Raw genomic sequence first — 16,275 nt, 5'->3', positions numbered from 1 at the left:
AGGAGTGCTGCGGGTTGTGATCGCCGAAGACAATTACCTCGTGCGCGAGGGGGTGCGCCGCCTGCTCGAGGACTCTGGCGAGGTGGACGTGGTCGCGGCGGTCGGGAACGGCACCGAGCTGCTCGACGCGGTGCGACGGCTCACCCCGCACGCCGTCCTCACCGATATCCGAATGCCGCCCGGCCATCACATGGAGGGCATTGAAGCCGCACACGCGATTCGGGCCTCTTCAGCGGAGACGGGCGTAGTGGTGCTGTCGCAGCACGCCGACGAGAGCTACGCCCTCACGCTGTTCTCCAACGGCTCGGCAGGCCTCGGTTACCTGCTGAAGGACCGCGTCGGCGATTTGGAAGACCTTGTGCATGCCCTGCGCGAGGTCTGCGCCGGCGGGTCGGTTATCGACCCGCAGATCGTCGACACGCTCGTGCGCCGTCGCAGCGCGGGGGAGTCGAGCCTGCTCGGCGCATTGTCGCCCCGCGAACTCGAGGTGCTGCGCGAGATGGCCGCAGGCAAGACCAACGCCGGGATCGAGCAGTCGCTGTTCCTGGCGACGTCGACGGTGGAGAAGCACGTGAACGCGATTTTCACCAAGCTGCGCCTGCCAGAGACCGGCGTGCACCGGAGGGTGGCGGCCGTGCTGGCTTTCCTGCAGAACGACAACGAGCAGAGGAACAGCGGGTAGAGGAGACGAGACCATGGCATTCGATACTCCGAACGGAACGCGAGGGGCCCGTCAGCCCGGCCGCAACCGATTCGAGCGCTGGGCGAACCGGCGGATGATCCGCCATGTCCGTCGCACCGGCACCCTCGGGCATTCGAACCTGTTGGTACTGGTCACGACAGGGAGCAAGACCGGAGCCCAGCGCAGGACCCCGGTGGGCTGGTTCCCCGGTGGGGACGACACCCGACTCATCGTGGCGTCGGCATCAGGTGCCGCGCGCAATCCGTCGTGGTACTTCAACCTCGCGGCGCATCCATCAGCGGCCCGCATCGAGAGTGCCGGACAGCAGATCGACGTCACTGCCGCCCAACTGCACGGCGCAGAACGGGATGAGGCCTGGCGGCTGATCACCACAGAGGCCCCGGCGTACGCCAAGTACGAGACGATCACCGACCGCGAGATACCCGTCATCCGTCTCACACCACGCTGACAGGCGTCGCTTCGAGCGCGGTTGCGGGCTATCGTGTGGGCGTGCCCGCACTTGTCGACGCGAAGCGCGCTCACGCCGCCGGCGTGCAGCGCCTACTCGAGAGCTATCGGGCCGTCCCCGACGGGGCCCCGATTCGGCTGGCCAAACCAACGTCGAACCTGTTCCGGGCACGCGCCAAGAACACCGTGCCGGGCCTGGACACCTCCGGGCTGACCGGCGTCATCGCGATAGACGAAGAGGCGCGGACGGCCGACGTGGCCGGCATGTGCACCTACGACGGCCTCGTCGCCCAGGCTCTGCCCCACGGGTTGGCGCCGCTGGTGGTGCCGCAGCTGAAGACCATCACGCTCGGCGGCGCAGTCACCGGCCTCGGCATCGAGTCGACGTCGTTCCGCAACGGCCTGCCGCACGAGTCGGTGCAAGAGATGGACATCCTCACCGGCACGGGGGAGGTGCTCACCGTCTCGCCCACCGAGCACGCGGATCTGTACCGGGCCTTCCCCAACTCCTACGGGACGCTGGGGTACGCGGTGCGCCTGCGCATCGAGCTCGAACCCGTGAAACCGTTCGTCGCGCTCAGCCATCTGCGGTTCCACTCGCTCGTCGACCTGATCCGGGCCATGCACGGCATCATCGAGACCGGGATGTTCGACGGTGACGTGGTCGACTACCTCGACGGCGTGGTGTTCAACGCGGCGGAAAGCTACCTCTGCCTCGGTAGGAAGACCAGTGCGCCCGGCCCCGTGAGTGACTACACCGGCCGACAGATCTACTACCGCTCCATTCAGCACGACAGCGGGGTGACGGACGACCGCCTCACCATCCACGACTACCTCTGGCGCTGGGACACCGACTGGTTCTGGTGTTCGGAGGCGTTCGGAGCGCAGAATCCGCGGGTCCGCCGGCTGTGGCCGCAACGCTACCGGCGCAGCAGCGTCTACGGGAAGCTGATGAAATACGAACAACGATTCCACATCGGCGATCGCATCGAGAAACTGGCCGGCCGGCCGCCCCGCGAGCGCGTCGTCCAGGACATCGAGGTGCCGATAGAGCGGTGCGCGGAGTTTCTGGACTGGTTCCTGGACACCGTGCCGATCACACCGGTCTGGCTGTGTCCGCTGCGGTTGCAGGATGACACCGGCTGGCCGCTCTACCCGATCGGGCCGCGCCAGAACTATGTGAACGTCGGCTTCTGGTCGACGGTGCCGGTCGGGTCCACCGCGGGGGCGACGAACCGCCTGATCGAACGCGCGGTCCGTGATTTCGACGGGCACAAGTCGTTGTACTCCGACTCCTACTACTCCCGGGCGGAGTTCGACGAACTCTACGGCGGAGAAAACTACCGGGCAGTGAAGAACAGATACGACCCTGATTCACGTCTCCTCGACCTCTATGCCAAGGCGGTGCAACGACGATGACCACGTACCGGGAACGCTCGACGAAGTCGACTTCGCTGACGGATGCGCCAGGGAAAACCGGATCGGCGGGGAAATACACCCTCGCCGAGGTGCTGGAGATCTTGGCAGGCGGCCGGCTTCCGCTGCGGTTCACGGCCTATGACGAGAGTTCGACCGGGCCGACGGACGCGTCGTTCGGGCTGGATCTGAGGACCCCCCGCGGCACGAGCTACCTGGCCACCGGCCGCGGCGACCTCGGCTTTGCCCGCGCCTACATCGCCGGCGACCTCGACATCCGCGGGGTGCACCCGGGGGACCCCTATGAGCTGCTCAAGGCCCTCGCCGACAGCCTCGTCTTCGCACGCCCACCGGCACGGATGATGGTCGACATGATCCGCTCCATCGGCGCCCGGCACCTGCGCCCGATAGCGCCGCCGCCCGAGGAAGCGCAGCCCCGGTGGCGCAGGATCACCGGAGGGCTCCGGCACAGCAAGATCCGGGATGCCGAAGCGATCCACCATCACTACGACGTCTCGAACACCTTCTACGAGTGGGTTCTCGGGCCGTCCATGACCTACACCTGCGCGTGTTACCCGCGCGGGAGTGCATCCCTCGAGGAGGCGCAGCACAACAAGTACCGACTCGTCTTCGAAAAGCTGCGACTGGAACCGGGCGACCGGTTGCTCGACGTGGGCTGCGGCTGGGGCGGCATGGTGCGCTACGCCGCCCGCCGCGGCGTGCGAGCGACCGGTGTGACGCTATCGACCGAGCAGGCCGGCTGGGCACAGCGGGCCATCGCAGACGAGGGCCTGGGCCATCTGGCCGAGGTCCGTTACGCCGACTATCGCGATGTCACGGAAACCGGGTACGACGCGGTGTCGTCGATCGGGCTGCTCGAGCACATCGGCGTGCGCAACTATCCGTCGTACTTCGGGTTTCTGCAGTCCCGGCTGCGCCCCGGCGGGCTGCTACTCAATCACGCCATCACCTGGCCGGAGAATCACAAACCACCCCAGCCGCGCGGATTCATCGATCGTTACGTCTTTCCCGACGGGGAGCTCACAGGGTCTGGCCGGATCATCAGCGAGGCGCAGGACGCCGGTCTGGAGGTTCTGCACGAAGAGAACCTACGGCAGCACTACGCGCTGACGCTACGCGACTGGTGCGCCAATCTCGTCGAGCACTGGGACGAGGCGGTCGCCGAGGTCGGGCTCCCCACCGCGAAAGTGTGGGGTCTGTATATGGCTGGATCGCGGCTCGGGTTCGAGAACAATGGCATCCAGTTGCACCAGGTGTTGATGGCCCGGCCCGACAAACCGGGCGCTGCCGGCGAGCTGCCGTTGCGGCCCTGGTGGACCCCGTAGTCGCCGTTCGTGCGGCCCGCACGGCTCCTGGAGCGGCCTACGCTGGGGGAATGTCACGCACCAAGCGCCTGAAGCCGAACGAGTTGGTTCACGAGTGGCCGGATGGCCCGGCCAGCGACGCCATCGGCGAGGTCGCGCGGACGTTCGCGGGCAACTTGCGCCGTGCCATCGGTTCGCGGAGCATCCGCAATGCCGCCGAGTCCTGCGGCGTGAACCACGCCACCCTGATCGGCATCCTGGACGGGCGGGCCTGGCCGGACATGGAGACCATCGCCAAGCTCGAACGTGGGCTGGATGCGGCGCTCTGGCCGGGGCACGTGACGAGGACCTGACCGGGTCGTTTTGGTTTGCTCAGCGGTGGTTTTCGGTCTGCTCGATCTGGTCGGCGAGATTGTCCGGGCTGAGGTCCGCGTTCTTGAACTCGGGTGTGAGCGGCAGTTCCAGGTGCAGGTCGGTACCGATGCAGATCTCGATGGTGCCCGAGAGTAACGCGAAGTCGAGCACGTGGCCGCCGTGCTGCCGGTCGGCGTCGACGAAGTGCACGTGCCCGCCGGGCACGCCGATGCCCTGCCCGTAAAGCGGGGTGCGGAACCCCGCGACGACGCCGGTGGAACGGCCGAACTCCAGGGTCTTCTCGCCCCGGATGGCCTCGGACATGGGCAGATACGGCTTCTCCTGCCGCTGCACGGCCCGCACCCGCACCCACTCGAACTCGCCGGTCAGCCGCACCGCGTAGAGGTAATTCGCGCTCTGCAGGGTCTCGTTGATCAGCGCCACCGCCTGATCGCGGGTGGCAGGCCCGGTGACGGGGATGGTGACCGTGGGGACGAACTCGGTGACCACGGCGAACGGGGTCAGGTCGCCGGGCGCGGCGGGTGCCACCGTGCCGTCGACCCGCATCCGGTAGCAGACACCGTCGAGGATCAGCATCTCGCCGTCGAGCGCGTTGAAGGTGCCCAGGCCGAAGTCGCCGTGTTCGAGCAGGGTGGCCACGGTGGTGTCACCGTCGTAGATGCCGTCGAGCAGGGCGCTCATCAGGCTGGTCTGGTACACGAGATGGCGGCCGGCGGGGACGTCCACGATGGTTCCTCCTAAGCGTGCGGTGGGGTTAGAGCGACGGGATCAGCTCGGGCACCCGGCAGGGCTGGCCGTGGGCGTAGTTGAGGCAGGAGCCCAGGGCATCCGGGTACGGGTCGGGGTTGCCGGAGCCGAACCAGGCCGTGTAGAACAGCCAGAAGTTGAGGTTGCCGTGGGTGGAGCATCCGTCGCCATCACTGTCGGGGTCGGCGAGGGCCGCCTCGTTGGGCTGGTACGGGGTGTAGTTGTACAGGTTGGCGGTGGCCTGGTTCTGGATGTCGACGGTGCTGGCGCCGCACGCGGCGTCGGGATTGTAGCCCACCTCGGTGTCGCCGATCTTGTAGGTGCGCTCGGGCTCCTGGGTGTACTGACGGAACTGCCAGGCCGCGTTGTAGACCTGGTTGAAGAAACCGAAGTACTCGGTCTCGCAGTCGGCCGTGTCGGGGCAACCGTAGCCGGTGGCGCGCAGGTAGCCGGACTCGGTGGGCCGGCTGAGCAGGGACTGCTCCTTCTGCAACAGCACCAGCAGAACGCGGGGGCTGATGCCGCAGGCCTCGGCGACCTTGCTGATGATGGTGCTCGCGTGTTCGTTCTCGGCGCCCGGGTAGGCGGCACAGTGGCCGGCACCCGCGGCGGGCTGGTCGACGGTGCTCTCGCGGTACTCCCAGAGGCAGGGTGAGCTGTCGGTGCGGATGCAGCTGCGCGACAGCAGGAACGACTGCACCTGCTGCTCGGTCATGGCGTCGGCGTTGAAGAAGGTGTAGTCGCTGACGATGCGGCCGGGCTCGAAGCCGGCCAGGTCGATCGTGTTCGTGGCGATGGGCGCGGTGGGGGCCGCCGTGGCGGGTTCGGCGCGCAGGGCGGCACTGACGAGGGCTGCGCCGGCCAGGACGACGACGAGAACGGCAGCCGTCGCGAGCGCGGACAAACGGTGGCGCTCGAAGTAGCTCATCCCCAGAGACTATCGAAGGCGTTGGGGCGCCGGGTGGGAGGCGGCTGCGAGAGGCTGCGCCGGCGCGGCTCAGCGGCGGAGGGCGGCCGGAATTCCTCGCCCGAGATGGCCCGCGCTCTACCGGCGGCAGGCTCGGGACGGTTGAATGGGAGGGAACCGCAGGAGTCGGACGCTCCGCCTTCCGCGGCAGGAGGCCACCATGGACGCTGACACCGGCACAGGCAAGGACCCTCGACCCGATGCGGGCGACGCGGCGGCGGTGCACGCCGAAGCGGCCGCGCAACCGGCACAGCAGCCCGGCCCGCGCACGGGCATCGTCGTCGGGCATGATGGATCGGCCGACGCCGATCACGCCCTGACCGTGGCTCTCGACCTGGCCGCCGACCTCAAGGTGCCGGTGACGATCGTGCGCGCCTGGACCATCGACACGGCTCCGCGCCCGGCGAACTGGGAGTTCGGCTATGTGTCGTCGTACTCGGACTACGCGGGCGCGGTGCGGGAACGCCTCGTGGACGACACCCGGGACGTCGTCGCCGAGCATCCGGGGCTCACGGCGGAGTATCGGGTGGCGCTGGGCGGGCCGGCTAAGACTCTGATCGAGGTCTCGCGGGGGTCCCGGATGCTGGTGGTCGGCTCCCGCGGGCGCGGCGGACTGGCCGGGATGCTGCTCGGCTCGGTCAGTGAGCAGTGCGTGCGGCACGCGGACTGCCCGGTGCTCGTAGTGCGGCCCCGGTCCTGACCCGCGGAAGCGGGACTGCCGGGTGCGGGTCAGCCGGCCTGGAGGCGGTTGCCCACCGCGAACCAGGCGAGCGCGCCGAACACCGGTGCGAAGACCACGGTCAACACCCACCGTGTGCGGGCCGGTTCGCTCAGGTGCACGGCGCGGACCACCTGCGCGAGGGCGGCCACGATGAGGACGAGGGCGCCCAGGCCGGCCAGGACGATGAGCGTCACGCCGATCAGAGCGCCCAGCGTGGCGCCGTCGATAGCGCCGCCGTCCAGGACATCTGTGCGCCCGAGCGTTCCTTGCCAGGCGGTGCTGAGTATTCCTGTGCTGTTCATTCGTCGGATTCCCCTCGATCCCGGCAGATGGTGCCCGGCGGCGGCGCTGGGCGGGTGGTGCGGTCGTGCGGTAGTCGTCGGCCGGGAAAACAGGTTCCCCCCGGAATGCTCGCCCGGCCTAATGGAAGCATACCAAACGGTATGCTTTCTGGTGAGACGAAGTCGGAATTGGTCTCGGTGCCGTGCCGGGTGCCCGTTTCCAGTCGAGGAGCGTCATGACCCAACAGGCTCGCGCCGTGGAAACCCGGGCGGCGATCATCCGCGCCGCCGCCGATGTCTTCGGCGCTGTGGGCTACGGCGGTGCCTCGATGGCGGATATCTGTGTCGCGGCCGGGCTCACCAAGGGGGCGCTGTACTTCCACTTCGCGTCGAAGGAGGCGCTGGCGCTGGCGGTCATCGACGCCCAGCATGAGCGGGCGCTCGGGCTCGGCGACGAGTTGCTGCACAGCGAGCAGCCCGGCCTGCACGTGCTGTTGCGGATGGCGTTCGAGCTGGGCAAGCAGGTGCGCGACGATCCGGTGTCGCGGGCAGGCATCCGCCTGACGATGGAATCGAGCAACCTCTCGGTGCCCGTGGTGACGCCATACGAGGACTGGATCGCGGCCTGCGAGCTGTTGCTGCGGCGCGCGATCCTCGACGGCGACGTGCGCGCCGACGTAGATGTCGCCGCCGCCGCCCGGTTCATCAGCCCGGCGTTCACGGGTGTGCAGGTGGTCTCCGGCGTGCTCACCGGCCGGGCGGACCTGATGCAGCGGCTCGTGGAGATGTGGTCGTTCGTGCTGCCGAGCCTGGTGGTGCCTGAGCGGTGGGACGTGCTGCGGACCCTGCCCGCGGAGATGGCCGACGTCTGGGGGTAGAGCCTGCCGGTGGCGCAACTGGTGCCCGTGCGGACAATTGGTGCCGGTGTGCCGGACGCAATTGTCCGCACGGGACGCAGAACGAAGGTGGTGGCTAGTCCTCGTCGGTGACGACGGTGAGCTTCACGGCGATGTTGCCGCGGGTGGCGCGGGAATACGGGCAGACCGCGTGTGCGGCTTCCATGGCTGCCTGCGCTGTGGCCGGGTCTGCGCCGGGGATCTGGGCCTCGATGGTGACCTCGAAGTCGAGGCCGGTGGCCATGCTGCCGACGAGGTTGACCGTGAGGGTGACGGCGGATTCCGACACGTCGACCTTGTTCTGGCGGGCGGTGGCCTTGAGGGCGTTGTGGAAGCAGGCCGCCCAGCCGCTGGCGAAGAGCTGCTCGGGGTTGGTGCCGGGTCCGTCGTCGCCGCCCATGTCCTTGGGGATGGACAGGTCGAGGTCGAGCTTGTTGTCGCTGGTGACGACCTTGCCGGTGCGTCCACCCCAGGAGGTGGCGGATGCGGTGTAAATGGCGTTGGTCATGATTGTCTTCTTTCGGGTAGAGCGGAGCACACTGGACTCAGTCGTCAACACGCAGAGTGTTCGACATCGAGCCGACAAGTGCTTCGTATTCGAAACAACTTCTTTCTCACCCTAACGGAGGACCGACCATGGGAATTCCCGAACCATCCATCTCGGCCGATGAGATGCGTGCCTGGGCGGCCCTGTTCGAGACGTCGAACATCGTGCAGTACGCGGCCGACCGCAATCTGCGCGACTCCGTGGGCCTCACCCTCGCGCAGTTCGAGATTCTCCTGCGCATCGGCGAAGCCGGCACCGTTGGGCGGCGCATGACCGACATCGCCGATTCACTCACGGTCTCCCGCAGTGGGCTCACGTACCAGGTCGGCCAGTTGGAGCGGAAGGAGCTGGTGCTTCGGCAGCCAGCCCCCGACGACGACAGGTCGGTCATCGCCCACATCACTCCGGCGGGCCTCGACCTGCTGCGGACGGGCATCCCCGGTTACGTCGACCTGGTGCGGGAGATGCTCTTCGACAGGCTCAGCCATGCCGACCTGATGACCGTCACCGAGATCCTCGACGATGTGCGCCGCCAGCTCAAGGAGCAGCCGAAGCGGTCAACCTACCGGCGGGCGCGGCGCAGCGTCGCTCAGGCTGGTTCGGATGCCGCGGCGGCGGCCGGTGCGGTGCCGACCACCGAGTAGCGCCGGATGGGCAGCCGCGAGGGGTTGCATCCGTCGGCGCGCTGGGCAGACTGGGGGGATGAGCATCCCCACACATGGCGATAGTCAGCCCGGTGCCGGCGAGCAGCGCACCGTCGAACTCGTCGAGGATGAGCGCCGGTACGTGCTGCTGCTCGACGGGGTGCAGGTGGGCCACACTGTCTACGCCGATCACGGCGAACAGCGGGTGTTCGTGCACACCGAGATCAGCATGGACCAGTCCGGCAAGGGGCTGGCGTCGACGCTGGTGGCGGCCGCGCTCGCCGATGTGCGGGCGCGCGGGCTGCGGGTCGTGGCGTTGTGCCCGTTCACGGCCGCCTACCTGCGCGGGCATCGCGAGTACGACGATATTCTCGACCCGCTGACCCCGCGGCTGAAGGCCGATCTGCGCGCGGCGCAGCTGATCTAGCGCCCGCCGCACGGCCTGCGCGGGCCACGGCGCGGGGGTACTCTGTGCAGCGAAAACAGGCCGAACCCCAAGGAGATGCATCATGGCTGGTGGAGTAGCGCGCCGCGACCGATTCGAATTGCCCGACTCGGTGCGACGCTTTTTTGAGGGCGACTGGGAGTCCGCAGCCCTGCGGGTGGAGGAATACCACGAGGGTGACACCCTCGTGGTGAAAGCCGAGATGCCCGGCATCGACCCCGACAAGGACGTGGACATCTCGGTGTCCGACGGGGTCCTGCACATCCAGGCCGAACGCCAAGAGACCAGCGAACACAAGGAGAAGGGCGGCTACCGCACCGAATTCCGCTACGGCTCCTTCGCCCGCGACATCCCGTTGCCCAGCGGCAGCAAAGACTCCGACGTCTCGGCCAGCTACCGGGACGGCGTACTCGAGGTGCGGGTGCCCGTCGCCGAGCGCGAGCAGACGACGTCGAAGATCCAGGTGACCCGCGGCTGAGCCTGCACCGCTGGCACTGACGGGTCAGACGGCGGTCGGCGCCGCCGCCTTGGTGGATGCCGGTTCGCCGGATGCTGCGGCCCGGGGCGCCGGCTCGTGGCCGAACAGCTTCGGGCGCAGCCACAGCGACACGTAGACCAGGGCGATCAGAGCCGGCACCTCGATCAGCGGGCCCACGATGCCGGCCAGGGCCTGACCGCTCGTGGCGCCGAACGTGCCGATGGCCACCGCGATGGCCAGCTCGAAGTTGTTTCCCGCCGCCGTGAAGGCCAGCGTGGCCGTGCGGGCGTACGACAGCCCGACCAGCCGGCCGGCCAGAAAGCCCGCCCCGAACATCACCGCGAAGTAGACCAGCAGCGGCAGGGCGATGCGCACCACGTCCAGCGGCCGGTCGATGACCTGCTGACCCTGCAGGGCGAAGAGCAACACGATCGTGAAGAGCAGTCCGTAGAGCGCGAACGGGCCCACCCGCGGCAGGAACCGGCTCTCGTACCAGGCGCGGCCACGGGCGGCCTCGCCGATGCGACGGGAGAGGTAGCCGGCCAGCAACGGAATTCCGAGGAACACCAACACGCTCGCGGTGATCGCCCAGATGGAGAACTCGGCGCTGGTCGTGGCCAGGCCGAGCCAGGCCGGCAGCACCTGCAGGTAGAACCAGCCGAGGGCGGCGAACGCGATGACCTGGAACACCGAGTTGATCGCCACGAGGAACGCCGCGGCCTCCCGGTCGCCGCAGGCCAGGTCGTTCCAGATGAGCACCATGGCGATGCACCTGGCCAGACCCACGATGATGAGCCCGGTGCGGTATTCGGGCAGGTCGGGCAGGAAGACCCAGGCGAGCGCGAACATCAGCGCCGGGCCCACGAGCCAGTTCAGCACCAGCGAGGACACCAGCAGGCGCCGGTCGCCGGCGACGGCGCGGGCATCCGCGTACCGCACCTTGGCGAGCACCGGATACATCATCACCAACAGGCCCACCGCGATCGGCACGCTCACCGAGCCGATCGAGAACGCGTGCAGCAGGTCGCCGACGCCGGGCGCGAAGACGGCGAGCAGTAGCCCGAGCCCCATCGCGAGGAGAATCCAGACCGGCAGCAGCCGATCGGTGGTGCCGAGCTGCGCGGCGGCAGGGGCGGGCTGGTCGGCGGATGTCATGGTGCTCCATCGGTCGCGGCTGGGAAATAGATGAACGTCGATATTGAGTGTGGCGACAGCATCGATGGATGTCAATTCGCGTGTCAGAATGGGGGGATGGTGAACGTCGAACTTCTGCAGGCCCCCGCGGCGGTCGAGTGCTGCGCGCCGCCCGCCCGCCAAGCGCTCGCCGCGGACGGCGCGGAAAAGCTTGCGAAGACCCTCAAGGCCATCGCCGATCCGGCCCGGCTTCGGCTGATCTCGATGGTCGCCGCCCACGACGACGCCGAAGCCTGCGTCTGCGACCTCACCGAACCCCTCGGCCTCAGTCAGCCCACGGTGTCCCACCATCTCAAAGTGCTGGTGGATGCCGGTATTCTCTCCCGGGACAAGCGCGGCACCTGGGCGTACTACCGACTGGTGCCCGGCGCTCTCGACGCCCTGGCCCAGTCGGTCGTCACCGTCTGAGCCCTCGGGTCCACTGGAACCACCCAGCCGCGCTTTGTAGAGTGAAGGCATGACAATCGCACCCGATCACGCCGTGCGCCGCAGCGCTCTGTTCGGCTGGCTGTGGAGCGTCGCGGTTCTCGGCCTCGGCCTCTGGGTAAGCCTGGCCACCGGTGAGTGGATCGCCTTGCTGTGCGCGGCCGGCCTGGTCATCCTGCCGATCGGCGGCCTGGCCCTCCGCGCCAGACGACCCTAGCGACACCCCCGCCGATGTGTGCGTACGCATGCACGCACACGGTTTACCCAGAAACGTGACGTAACGTCATTTACCTGCGCGCGGGGCCGACGTCGTCGCCGTGTGCTGGATTCCCATTCGGCGGTGCCACCTTCACGGTTCCCGCCCGCTCCACGCCCTATCCGGCCTGCCCTGTCACCTGACGCGGGCCGCTGCCGGTGAGTGACCCTTTCGAGGCCTGGTGGATCCGCATCCTGATCCCGCATCGACCAGAAAGCTTTTGCCATGTCCATTTGCACCGTGCACATCCTTGCCCACGTTTCGGCCGGGGAGTTTCATGCGTAGGCGCAGCGGATTCATCAAGCCGCCATCCCGCCGCCGACAGGTAACCGCCGTCACCGCCATGACCTTTGTGGCGCTGCTCACCACGGCCGGTGCGCTGCCCGCGCAGGCCGCTTACGTGGATGCCGACGGTGCTCCGGCCAGCGCGGCTCAGGCGTCCGCCGCCAGGGTAGCCCAGGCCGAGGCCGCACCGGCACAGAGCATCAGCGTGACCGCCGCAGCGCCCGTCCCCGTGCAGGTGGATACCTACACGGCCAAGGAGGTCGCGCCGCCACCACCACCCGTGGTCGTCGCCCCCGCCGCCGCGGCCGCGCCCACCGCCGTTGCCGCCGCCCCCGCCGGGGCGAGCGTGCGCTGGCCGTTCCCCGGCTCCATCCGCATCTCCGACGGGTACGGCCCCCGCTCGGCGCCCTGCGCGGGATGCTCGACCTTCCACGACGGCCTCGACATGAACCCCGGCCAGGGAACCCCGATCGGTTCCGTCGCCGACGGCGTCGTGAGCTCGGTGACCGCGTACGACAACGGCGGCCTGGGCGTGCACGTCATGATCGATCACGTCGTGAACGGTCAGAACGTCACCAGCACTTACGGGCACATGCTCGCCGGCTCCGCCGCCGTGAGTGTGGGCCAGTCCGTCACGGCCGGTCAGGTGATCGGCAACGTCGGCAGCACGGGCCAGAGCACCGGACCGCACCTGCACCTGGAGCTGCACCTCAACGGCGTCACCGCCATCGACCCGTACTCCTGGCTGACCGAGCACGCGGGGCCGATGTAGCCGACCCCGGGGCTCCATACGGCGCCGGTCGCCCGGGCCGGGAGTCAGGGCGTCGGCGGCGTCACCTGGAAGTACAGGTGGGCGTGCAGACGACATCCGTCATTGAAGGGCGACCCGCACGCCGGGCAGGCGGACACGGACCTGTAGACCTCGATCGTGAGGGTCTGCCCGCACGCCCCGCAGAGAATCGCCCGCTCGGCCCACTCCGCCGGCGCCCACTGCGCTGCCGGGTGCGATTCGGCGTCGGCGTGACACTGGAAGCACGGGTAGAACCTGTTGCAGCAGCGGAACCTGATCGCGACGATGTCGGTGGGCCCGGCGTAATGCACGCACCGGGTGTTCGCATCGACGGTGGCGCCGTAGACGCGCGGCCTGGCCGGGTGCCGGTCGGCCGGGACTTCGTGCAACATGCCGTCTCCTTCGGGTCCAACAGCGCGGTCACCCGCTCGCATCCGTTCGCATCCGCTCTCGTGCGCGGAGAACAACTGTGGCCGGTGCGGACTTCTGCGCCCGGTGTGCCGGGTGCACTTGTCCGCACCGGCCACAGTAGCCGAGCTGGATGCCGTCGCGGGAGTCCGCGCGGGCAGTGGCTACTCGCCCGTGTCGGTGCCCGAGTCGGTGCCGCTGGTGTCGGTCGTCGCGGTGGCCTGCTCCAACACGAACGCCTCGAAGGCTGCCGCGTCGCCGAGGTCGCCCTCATACTTGACGCCCTGCACGAGGACCGTCGGGGTGCCGGCGAGCGCGCCGATGTCGGTGTTGGGCAGCGGGTTGTCCAGAGCGCGGTCGGTGGCGTCGCCCACCCAGCCGGCGAACTCCTGGTCGGTGATGCAGGTGGCCACGGATTCGTCGGTGACGCCGGCCTCCTCCACCAGGCTGACGAGCTCAGCATTGCTGAGGCCGGTCGTGCCCTCGGTGGGCTGGTTCGCGAACAGGGCGCTGTTCACGTCGAGGAAGCTGTCCGGCTGGTAGTTGGCCACGCAGGCGGCGGCGTTGGCCGACCTGGTGGAGTACTTGCTGCCGCTCGAGGACTGGTCGAGGATCGAGATCGGGTGCGTCTCGAGGGTGATGTTGCCCGCGGTGAGCCAACTGGTGAGCTGGGCGCCGTTCGTGGTCTCGAACTGGCCGCAGTACGGGCACAGGTAGTCCAGGTACACCGCGATGTTCACGGTGCTGGTGAGCTCGCTCACATCGGTGGGTACTGGCTCGGCGTCGGCCGCGGTCGCCGCGGTCGTCACGGCGCTGATGGTGGTGCCGTCACCCTGCATCAGGATGCCGTCGCTGGCCATGTTGAGCGGCCCGGGCGAGGGCGGCTTGACGCTGCCCACGATCAGGACGGCGACGATGACGGCCACGGCCACCAGGGCCAGGCCGATGCCGCCGCGGAGGAACCAGCGATTGCGCGTCTCGCGCTTCTTCTGCTCCTCCCGCTGGATGCGGGCGGTCTCGCGCGCGACCTCACGGCGATCCTTCTTCGGGGGGAGCGCCTGGCCGGGGGTTTTTGAGTTCATGGGCTATCTGTGCCGTTTCGTCGGGACTGGTTCTCACCCCGACGATATCGACCCGGCCTATGAGGCCGGTTGCCGGGTGCTGTGAGCTAGCTGGGAGGGCAGCCCGAGCCGGGCACCCAGATCAGCCTAAGACCAGATCGGGGTGCGCCGGGAGCGAGCGGCTAGAACCAGGTGCTCAGGTGCGGGGCGTAGGCGGAGTGCAGCGCCGTGTGCAGCCGGATGGCGGCATCCGGGGACTTCTCGGTGATCCGGCCGGCGCGGGCGAGGTCGACCGCGCTCGTGCCGCCGAGGTACAGCGACGCCAGGTCCGCTGCCGAGAGGGCCACCTCGACGGCGCCGGCCGGGGCCGTACCGGTGAGCGGATGCGCCTGCCCCGACCCGTCGGCGGCCACGGTGAGCAGAAACCGGCCCTCGGCGAAGCCGAGGTCGTCGGTGACGTCGAGCAGGTAGTCGCCCGGCGCCGCGTAGCTGCGGGCGCCGAGCGCCACCGGAACGTCGAGGATGCGCAGCCAGAGGTGGTCGCGTTCGCTGGTCTTGCGCACGGCGCGGTGGTCGGAGACCTGCCAGGCCACCGGCTCGGAGACGCTGCGGAGGCCCGCGTTGATCTCGTTGACCATGTCCATCTCGATCACGAACCGCCAGAGCGCGGCATAGGCGTCGTCGGTGGCCGCGACGAGGTCGACAAGCTTGAGCTGGCCGGGGTGGCTGACGTTCTGCAGCGCGATCTCGTAGAGCGCGAATCCGGCGATGGCGCCGTCGGCATCGTCGTAGCGCACCGCGCGGATGCCGCGCTTGTGCGCGTCGGGTTCGTTCGGCAGCAGGCCAAGGGTGCGCTTCCACCAGATCTCGCGACGGTCGACCTCGCCGGGGGAGCGATCGCGGGTGCGTTCGAAGACTTCGGGGCCGTCGGCGAGCAGCGATTCCGGGCTGACGAACTGAACGCGGCCGGCCGGGGTGGGGCCGGTCCAGCGGGCCCGCTGGGTGTCGACGACGTACGAGGACTGCCGAGCCGACGGTCCGAAACCGTACCGGCCGTAGATGGTGGCTTCGGAGACCGTGAGCATGGCGATCGGCAGGCCAAGCCGCTGGGCGGTGCGGAGCTCCGACGTGAGCATGGCCCTGGCAATGCCCTGGCGGCGGTGGGTGGGGGAGACGGTGACCGAGCTGATCGCCCAGGTGCCCAGGGCGGTGCCGCCGGGCACGGTCAGGCCCATCTCCCAGGACCGTATCGTGGCGACCGGGGTCTCCGGGTCGGCCTGCGAGGCGTCCCAGACGCCGGTGACCCTGTCGGTGGCGATGTCCTCGACCTGCACCTCGAGGGTGCCCTCGGTGGGCGTTACCTCGTGGAAGCCGCGGGCATCCGCCAGCAGCCAACGCTTGAGGCCCGCCTCGTCGTCGGCGTCGAGCACCGCCAGTCTCAGGCCGCGTTCGGCGAGGTTTGCGGTGGATTCGGGGTCGACGGGTGCGGAGGCGTAGGCATTCACCCATCCAGCCTACTCACGCCGATCCGGGGCGGACCGGGTGGGTGGCGGCCCGCTTGTCACCGATGCGGGCGTCGTCGGCGGCGACGGTACCGGGATGGTGTTCCTGGCGCAGGCGAGTGCCCTCCACGTCTCGTGGACCACTTTCTTCCCGCAGGCAGGTGTCCTTCGCGGCGGCACGGGTTCTAAGGTGTGCCGCCGGGACTGACGTGTGCCGCCGGGACTTGTGAGTACCGCGAGGCCCGCGGCGCCGGAAGCGGGGCGAGGCCCCGCCGGGAATGGACCGCGCCAGAGCCGCCAGGCGGCTGCAACGTTGTAATGAAGGCGGTAAGTTCGGACGTGAGCAGACCGACGCGCCGAG

The 16,275-nt window shown here is 68.9% G+C and carries 21 protein-coding genes; 13 read left to right on the top strand and 8 right to left on the bottom strand.

The window, feature by feature from the left end:
* The first annotated feature begins 16 nt into the window (after positions 1–16).
* The 5 genes from E3T22_RS17735 to E3T22_RS17715 are packed head-to-tail and all read left to right on the top strand — an operon-like array spanning position 17 to position 4,244.
* Positions 17–682 carry a response regulator transcription factor gene (locus E3T22_RS17735; RefSeq protein ID WP_241983723.1) on the top strand — a complete coding sequence of 222 codons (666 nt, stop codon included), beginning with the start codon at positions 17–19 and terminating at the stop codon, positions 680–682.
* 13 nt (positions 683–695) lie between these two features.
* Complete coding sequence (locus tag E3T22_RS17730) at positions 696–1,151, top strand: nitroreductase/quinone reductase family protein (protein WP_134481064.1); 456 nt, start codon at positions 696–698, stop codon at positions 1,149–1,151.
* A 41-nt stretch (positions 1,152–1,192) separates the two neighbouring features.
* Entirely contained in the window at positions 1,193–2,569 is a 1,377-nt protein-coding gene (locus E3T22_RS17725; protein ID WP_198414939.1) for an FAD-binding oxidoreductase, read from the top strand.
* The gene (locus tag E3T22_RS17720; protein ID WP_134481066.1) at positions 2,566–3,912 is read left to right on the top strand and encodes a class I SAM-dependent methyltransferase; all 1,347 of its coding nucleotides are present in this window, start codon (positions 2,566–2,568) and stop codon (positions 3,910–3,912) included. Before E3T22_RS17725 ends, E3T22_RS17720 begins: the two co-directional genes overlap by 4 nt.
* 50 nt (positions 3,913–3,962) lie before the next feature.
* The gene (locus tag E3T22_RS17715) at positions 3,963–4,244 is read left to right on the top strand and encodes a hypothetical protein (protein ID WP_088455077.1); all 282 of its coding nucleotides are present in this window, start codon (positions 3,963–3,965) and stop codon (positions 4,242–4,244) included.
* Positions 4,245–4,263: 19 nt separating this feature from the next.
* Here E3T22_RS17715 and budA read toward each other — a convergent pair whose 3' ends face one another.
* Positions 4,264–4,992 (bottom strand): acetolactate decarboxylase, encoded by a 729-nt coding sequence (budA, locus tag E3T22_RS17710; RefSeq protein WP_241980252.1) that lies wholly within the window; start codon positions 4,990–4,992, stop codon positions 4,264–4,266.
* Positions 4,993–5,020: 28 nt separating this feature from the next.
* Positions 5,021–5,941, bottom strand: a complete 921-nt coding sequence (locus E3T22_RS17705) for a hypothetical protein (protein WP_134409159.1) — start codon at positions 5,939–5,941, stop codon at positions 5,021–5,023.
* Positions 5,942–6,140: 199 nt separating this feature from the next.
* Here E3T22_RS17705 and E3T22_RS17700 point away from each other — a divergent pair, with 199 nt between their 5' ends.
* A complete protein-coding gene (locus E3T22_RS17700) occupies positions 6,141–6,680 on the top strand; it encodes a universal stress protein (RefSeq protein WP_198414940.1) in 540 nt (179 codons plus the stop codon).
* Positions 6,681–6,709: 29 nt separating this feature from the next.
* Here the strand turns inward: E3T22_RS17700 and E3T22_RS17695 are convergent, their stop codons facing one another.
* The gene (locus E3T22_RS17695; RefSeq protein ID WP_103459675.1) at positions 6,710–7,003 is read right to left on the bottom strand and encodes a PLDc N-terminal domain-containing protein; all 294 of its coding nucleotides are present in this window, start codon (positions 7,001–7,003) and stop codon (positions 6,710–6,712) included.
* Between the two features lie 215 nt (positions 7,004–7,218).
* Here E3T22_RS17695 and E3T22_RS17690 point away from each other — a divergent pair, with 215 nt between their 5' ends.
* Positions 7,219–7,860: a ScbR family autoregulator-binding transcription factor gene (locus tag E3T22_RS17690; RefSeq protein ID WP_088455081.1), complete on the top strand. Its 642-nt coding sequence runs from the start codon at positions 7,219–7,221 to the stop codon at positions 7,858–7,860.
* Positions 7,861–7,954: 94 nt separating this feature from the next.
* On the opposite strand, the gene E3T22_RS17685 is transcribed toward E3T22_RS17690, so the two are convergent.
* Positions 7,955–8,386: an organic hydroperoxide resistance protein gene (locus E3T22_RS17685; RefSeq protein WP_174776277.1), complete on the bottom strand. Its 432-nt coding sequence runs from the start codon at positions 8,384–8,386 to the stop codon at positions 7,955–7,957.
* 128 nt (positions 8,387–8,514) lie between these two features.
* Here E3T22_RS17685 and E3T22_RS17680 point away from each other — a divergent pair, with 128 nt between their 5' ends.
* The 3 genes from E3T22_RS17680 to E3T22_RS17670 all read left to right on the top strand — a co-directional run bounded on the left by E3T22_RS17680 (position 8,515) and on the right by E3T22_RS17670 (position 9,992).
* Positions 8,515–9,069, top strand: a complete 555-nt coding sequence (locus E3T22_RS17680; RefSeq protein WP_134409161.1) for a MarR family winged helix-turn-helix transcriptional regulator — start codon at positions 8,515–8,517, stop codon at positions 9,067–9,069.
* A 58-nt stretch (positions 9,070–9,127) separates the two neighbouring features.
* On the top strand, positions 9,128–9,496 hold the full coding sequence (locus E3T22_RS17675) for a GNAT family N-acetyltransferase (RefSeq protein WP_088455083.1): 369 nt from the start codon (positions 9,128–9,130) through the stop codon (positions 9,494–9,496).
* Positions 9,497–9,578: 82 nt separating this feature from the next.
* Positions 9,579–9,992 (top strand): Hsp20/alpha crystallin family protein, encoded by a 414-nt coding sequence (locus E3T22_RS17670; RefSeq protein WP_134409162.1) that lies wholly within the window; start codon positions 9,579–9,581, stop codon positions 9,990–9,992.
* Positions 9,993–10,016: 24 nt separating this feature from the next.
* On the opposite strand, the gene arsB is transcribed toward E3T22_RS17670, so the two are convergent.
* The gene (gene arsB / locus E3T22_RS17665) at positions 10,017–11,147 is read right to left on the bottom strand and encodes an ACR3 family arsenite efflux transporter (RefSeq protein ID WP_134481067.1); all 1,131 of its coding nucleotides are present in this window, start codon (positions 11,145–11,147) and stop codon (positions 10,017–10,019) included.
* A gap of 96 nt (positions 11,148–11,243) precedes the next feature.
* On the opposite strand from arsB, the gene E3T22_RS17660 reads away from it, so the two are divergent.
* From E3T22_RS17660 to E3T22_RS17650, 3 genes are all read left to right on the top strand, one after another.
* Positions 11,244–11,594 (top strand): metalloregulator ArsR/SmtB family transcription factor, encoded by a 351-nt coding sequence (locus E3T22_RS17660; RefSeq protein ID WP_103459677.1) that lies wholly within the window; start codon positions 11,244–11,246, stop codon positions 11,592–11,594.
* 49 nt (positions 11,595–11,643) lie between these two features.
* Complete coding sequence (locus tag E3T22_RS17655; RefSeq protein ID WP_134409164.1) at positions 11,644–11,829, top strand: hypothetical protein; 186 nt, start codon at positions 11,644–11,646, stop codon at positions 11,827–11,829.
* A 316-nt stretch (positions 11,830–12,145) separates the two neighbouring features.
* Positions 12,146–12,925: a M23 family metallopeptidase gene (locus tag E3T22_RS17650; RefSeq protein ID WP_134481068.1), complete on the top strand. Its 780-nt coding sequence runs from the start codon at positions 12,146–12,148 to the stop codon at positions 12,923–12,925.
* Positions 12,926–12,969: 44 nt separating this feature from the next.
* Here the strand turns inward: E3T22_RS17650 and E3T22_RS17645 are convergent, their stop codons facing one another.
* The 3 genes from E3T22_RS17645 to E3T22_RS17635 all read right to left on the bottom strand — a co-directional run bounded on the left by E3T22_RS17645 (position 12,970) and on the right by E3T22_RS17635 (position 15,917).
* Positions 12,970–13,335, bottom strand: a complete 366-nt coding sequence (locus tag E3T22_RS17645) for a CHY zinc finger protein (protein ID WP_134481069.1) — start codon at positions 13,333–13,335, stop codon at positions 12,970–12,972.
* Between the two features lie 180 nt (positions 13,336–13,515).
* Complete coding sequence (locus E3T22_RS17640; protein WP_134481070.1) at positions 13,516–14,433, bottom strand: thioredoxin domain-containing protein; 918 nt, start codon at positions 14,431–14,433, stop codon at positions 13,516–13,518.
* A 161-nt stretch (positions 14,434–14,594) separates the two neighbouring features.
* Positions 14,595–15,917, bottom strand: a complete 1,323-nt coding sequence (locus E3T22_RS17635; protein ID WP_134481071.1) for a GNAT family N-acetyltransferase — start codon at positions 15,915–15,917, stop codon at positions 14,595–14,597.
* Positions 15,918–16,275 lie beyond the last annotated feature (358 nt).

Origin of the sequence: Cryobacterium sp. TMB3-10, assembly GCF_004402305.1 — a bacterium.
GTDB lineage: Bacteria > Actinomycetota > Actinomycetes > Actinomycetales > Microbacteriaceae > Cryobacterium > Cryobacterium zongtaii.
Note: the sequence above shows the minus strand (reverse complement) of the source record. Positions and strands in the feature narration are given on the sequence as shown.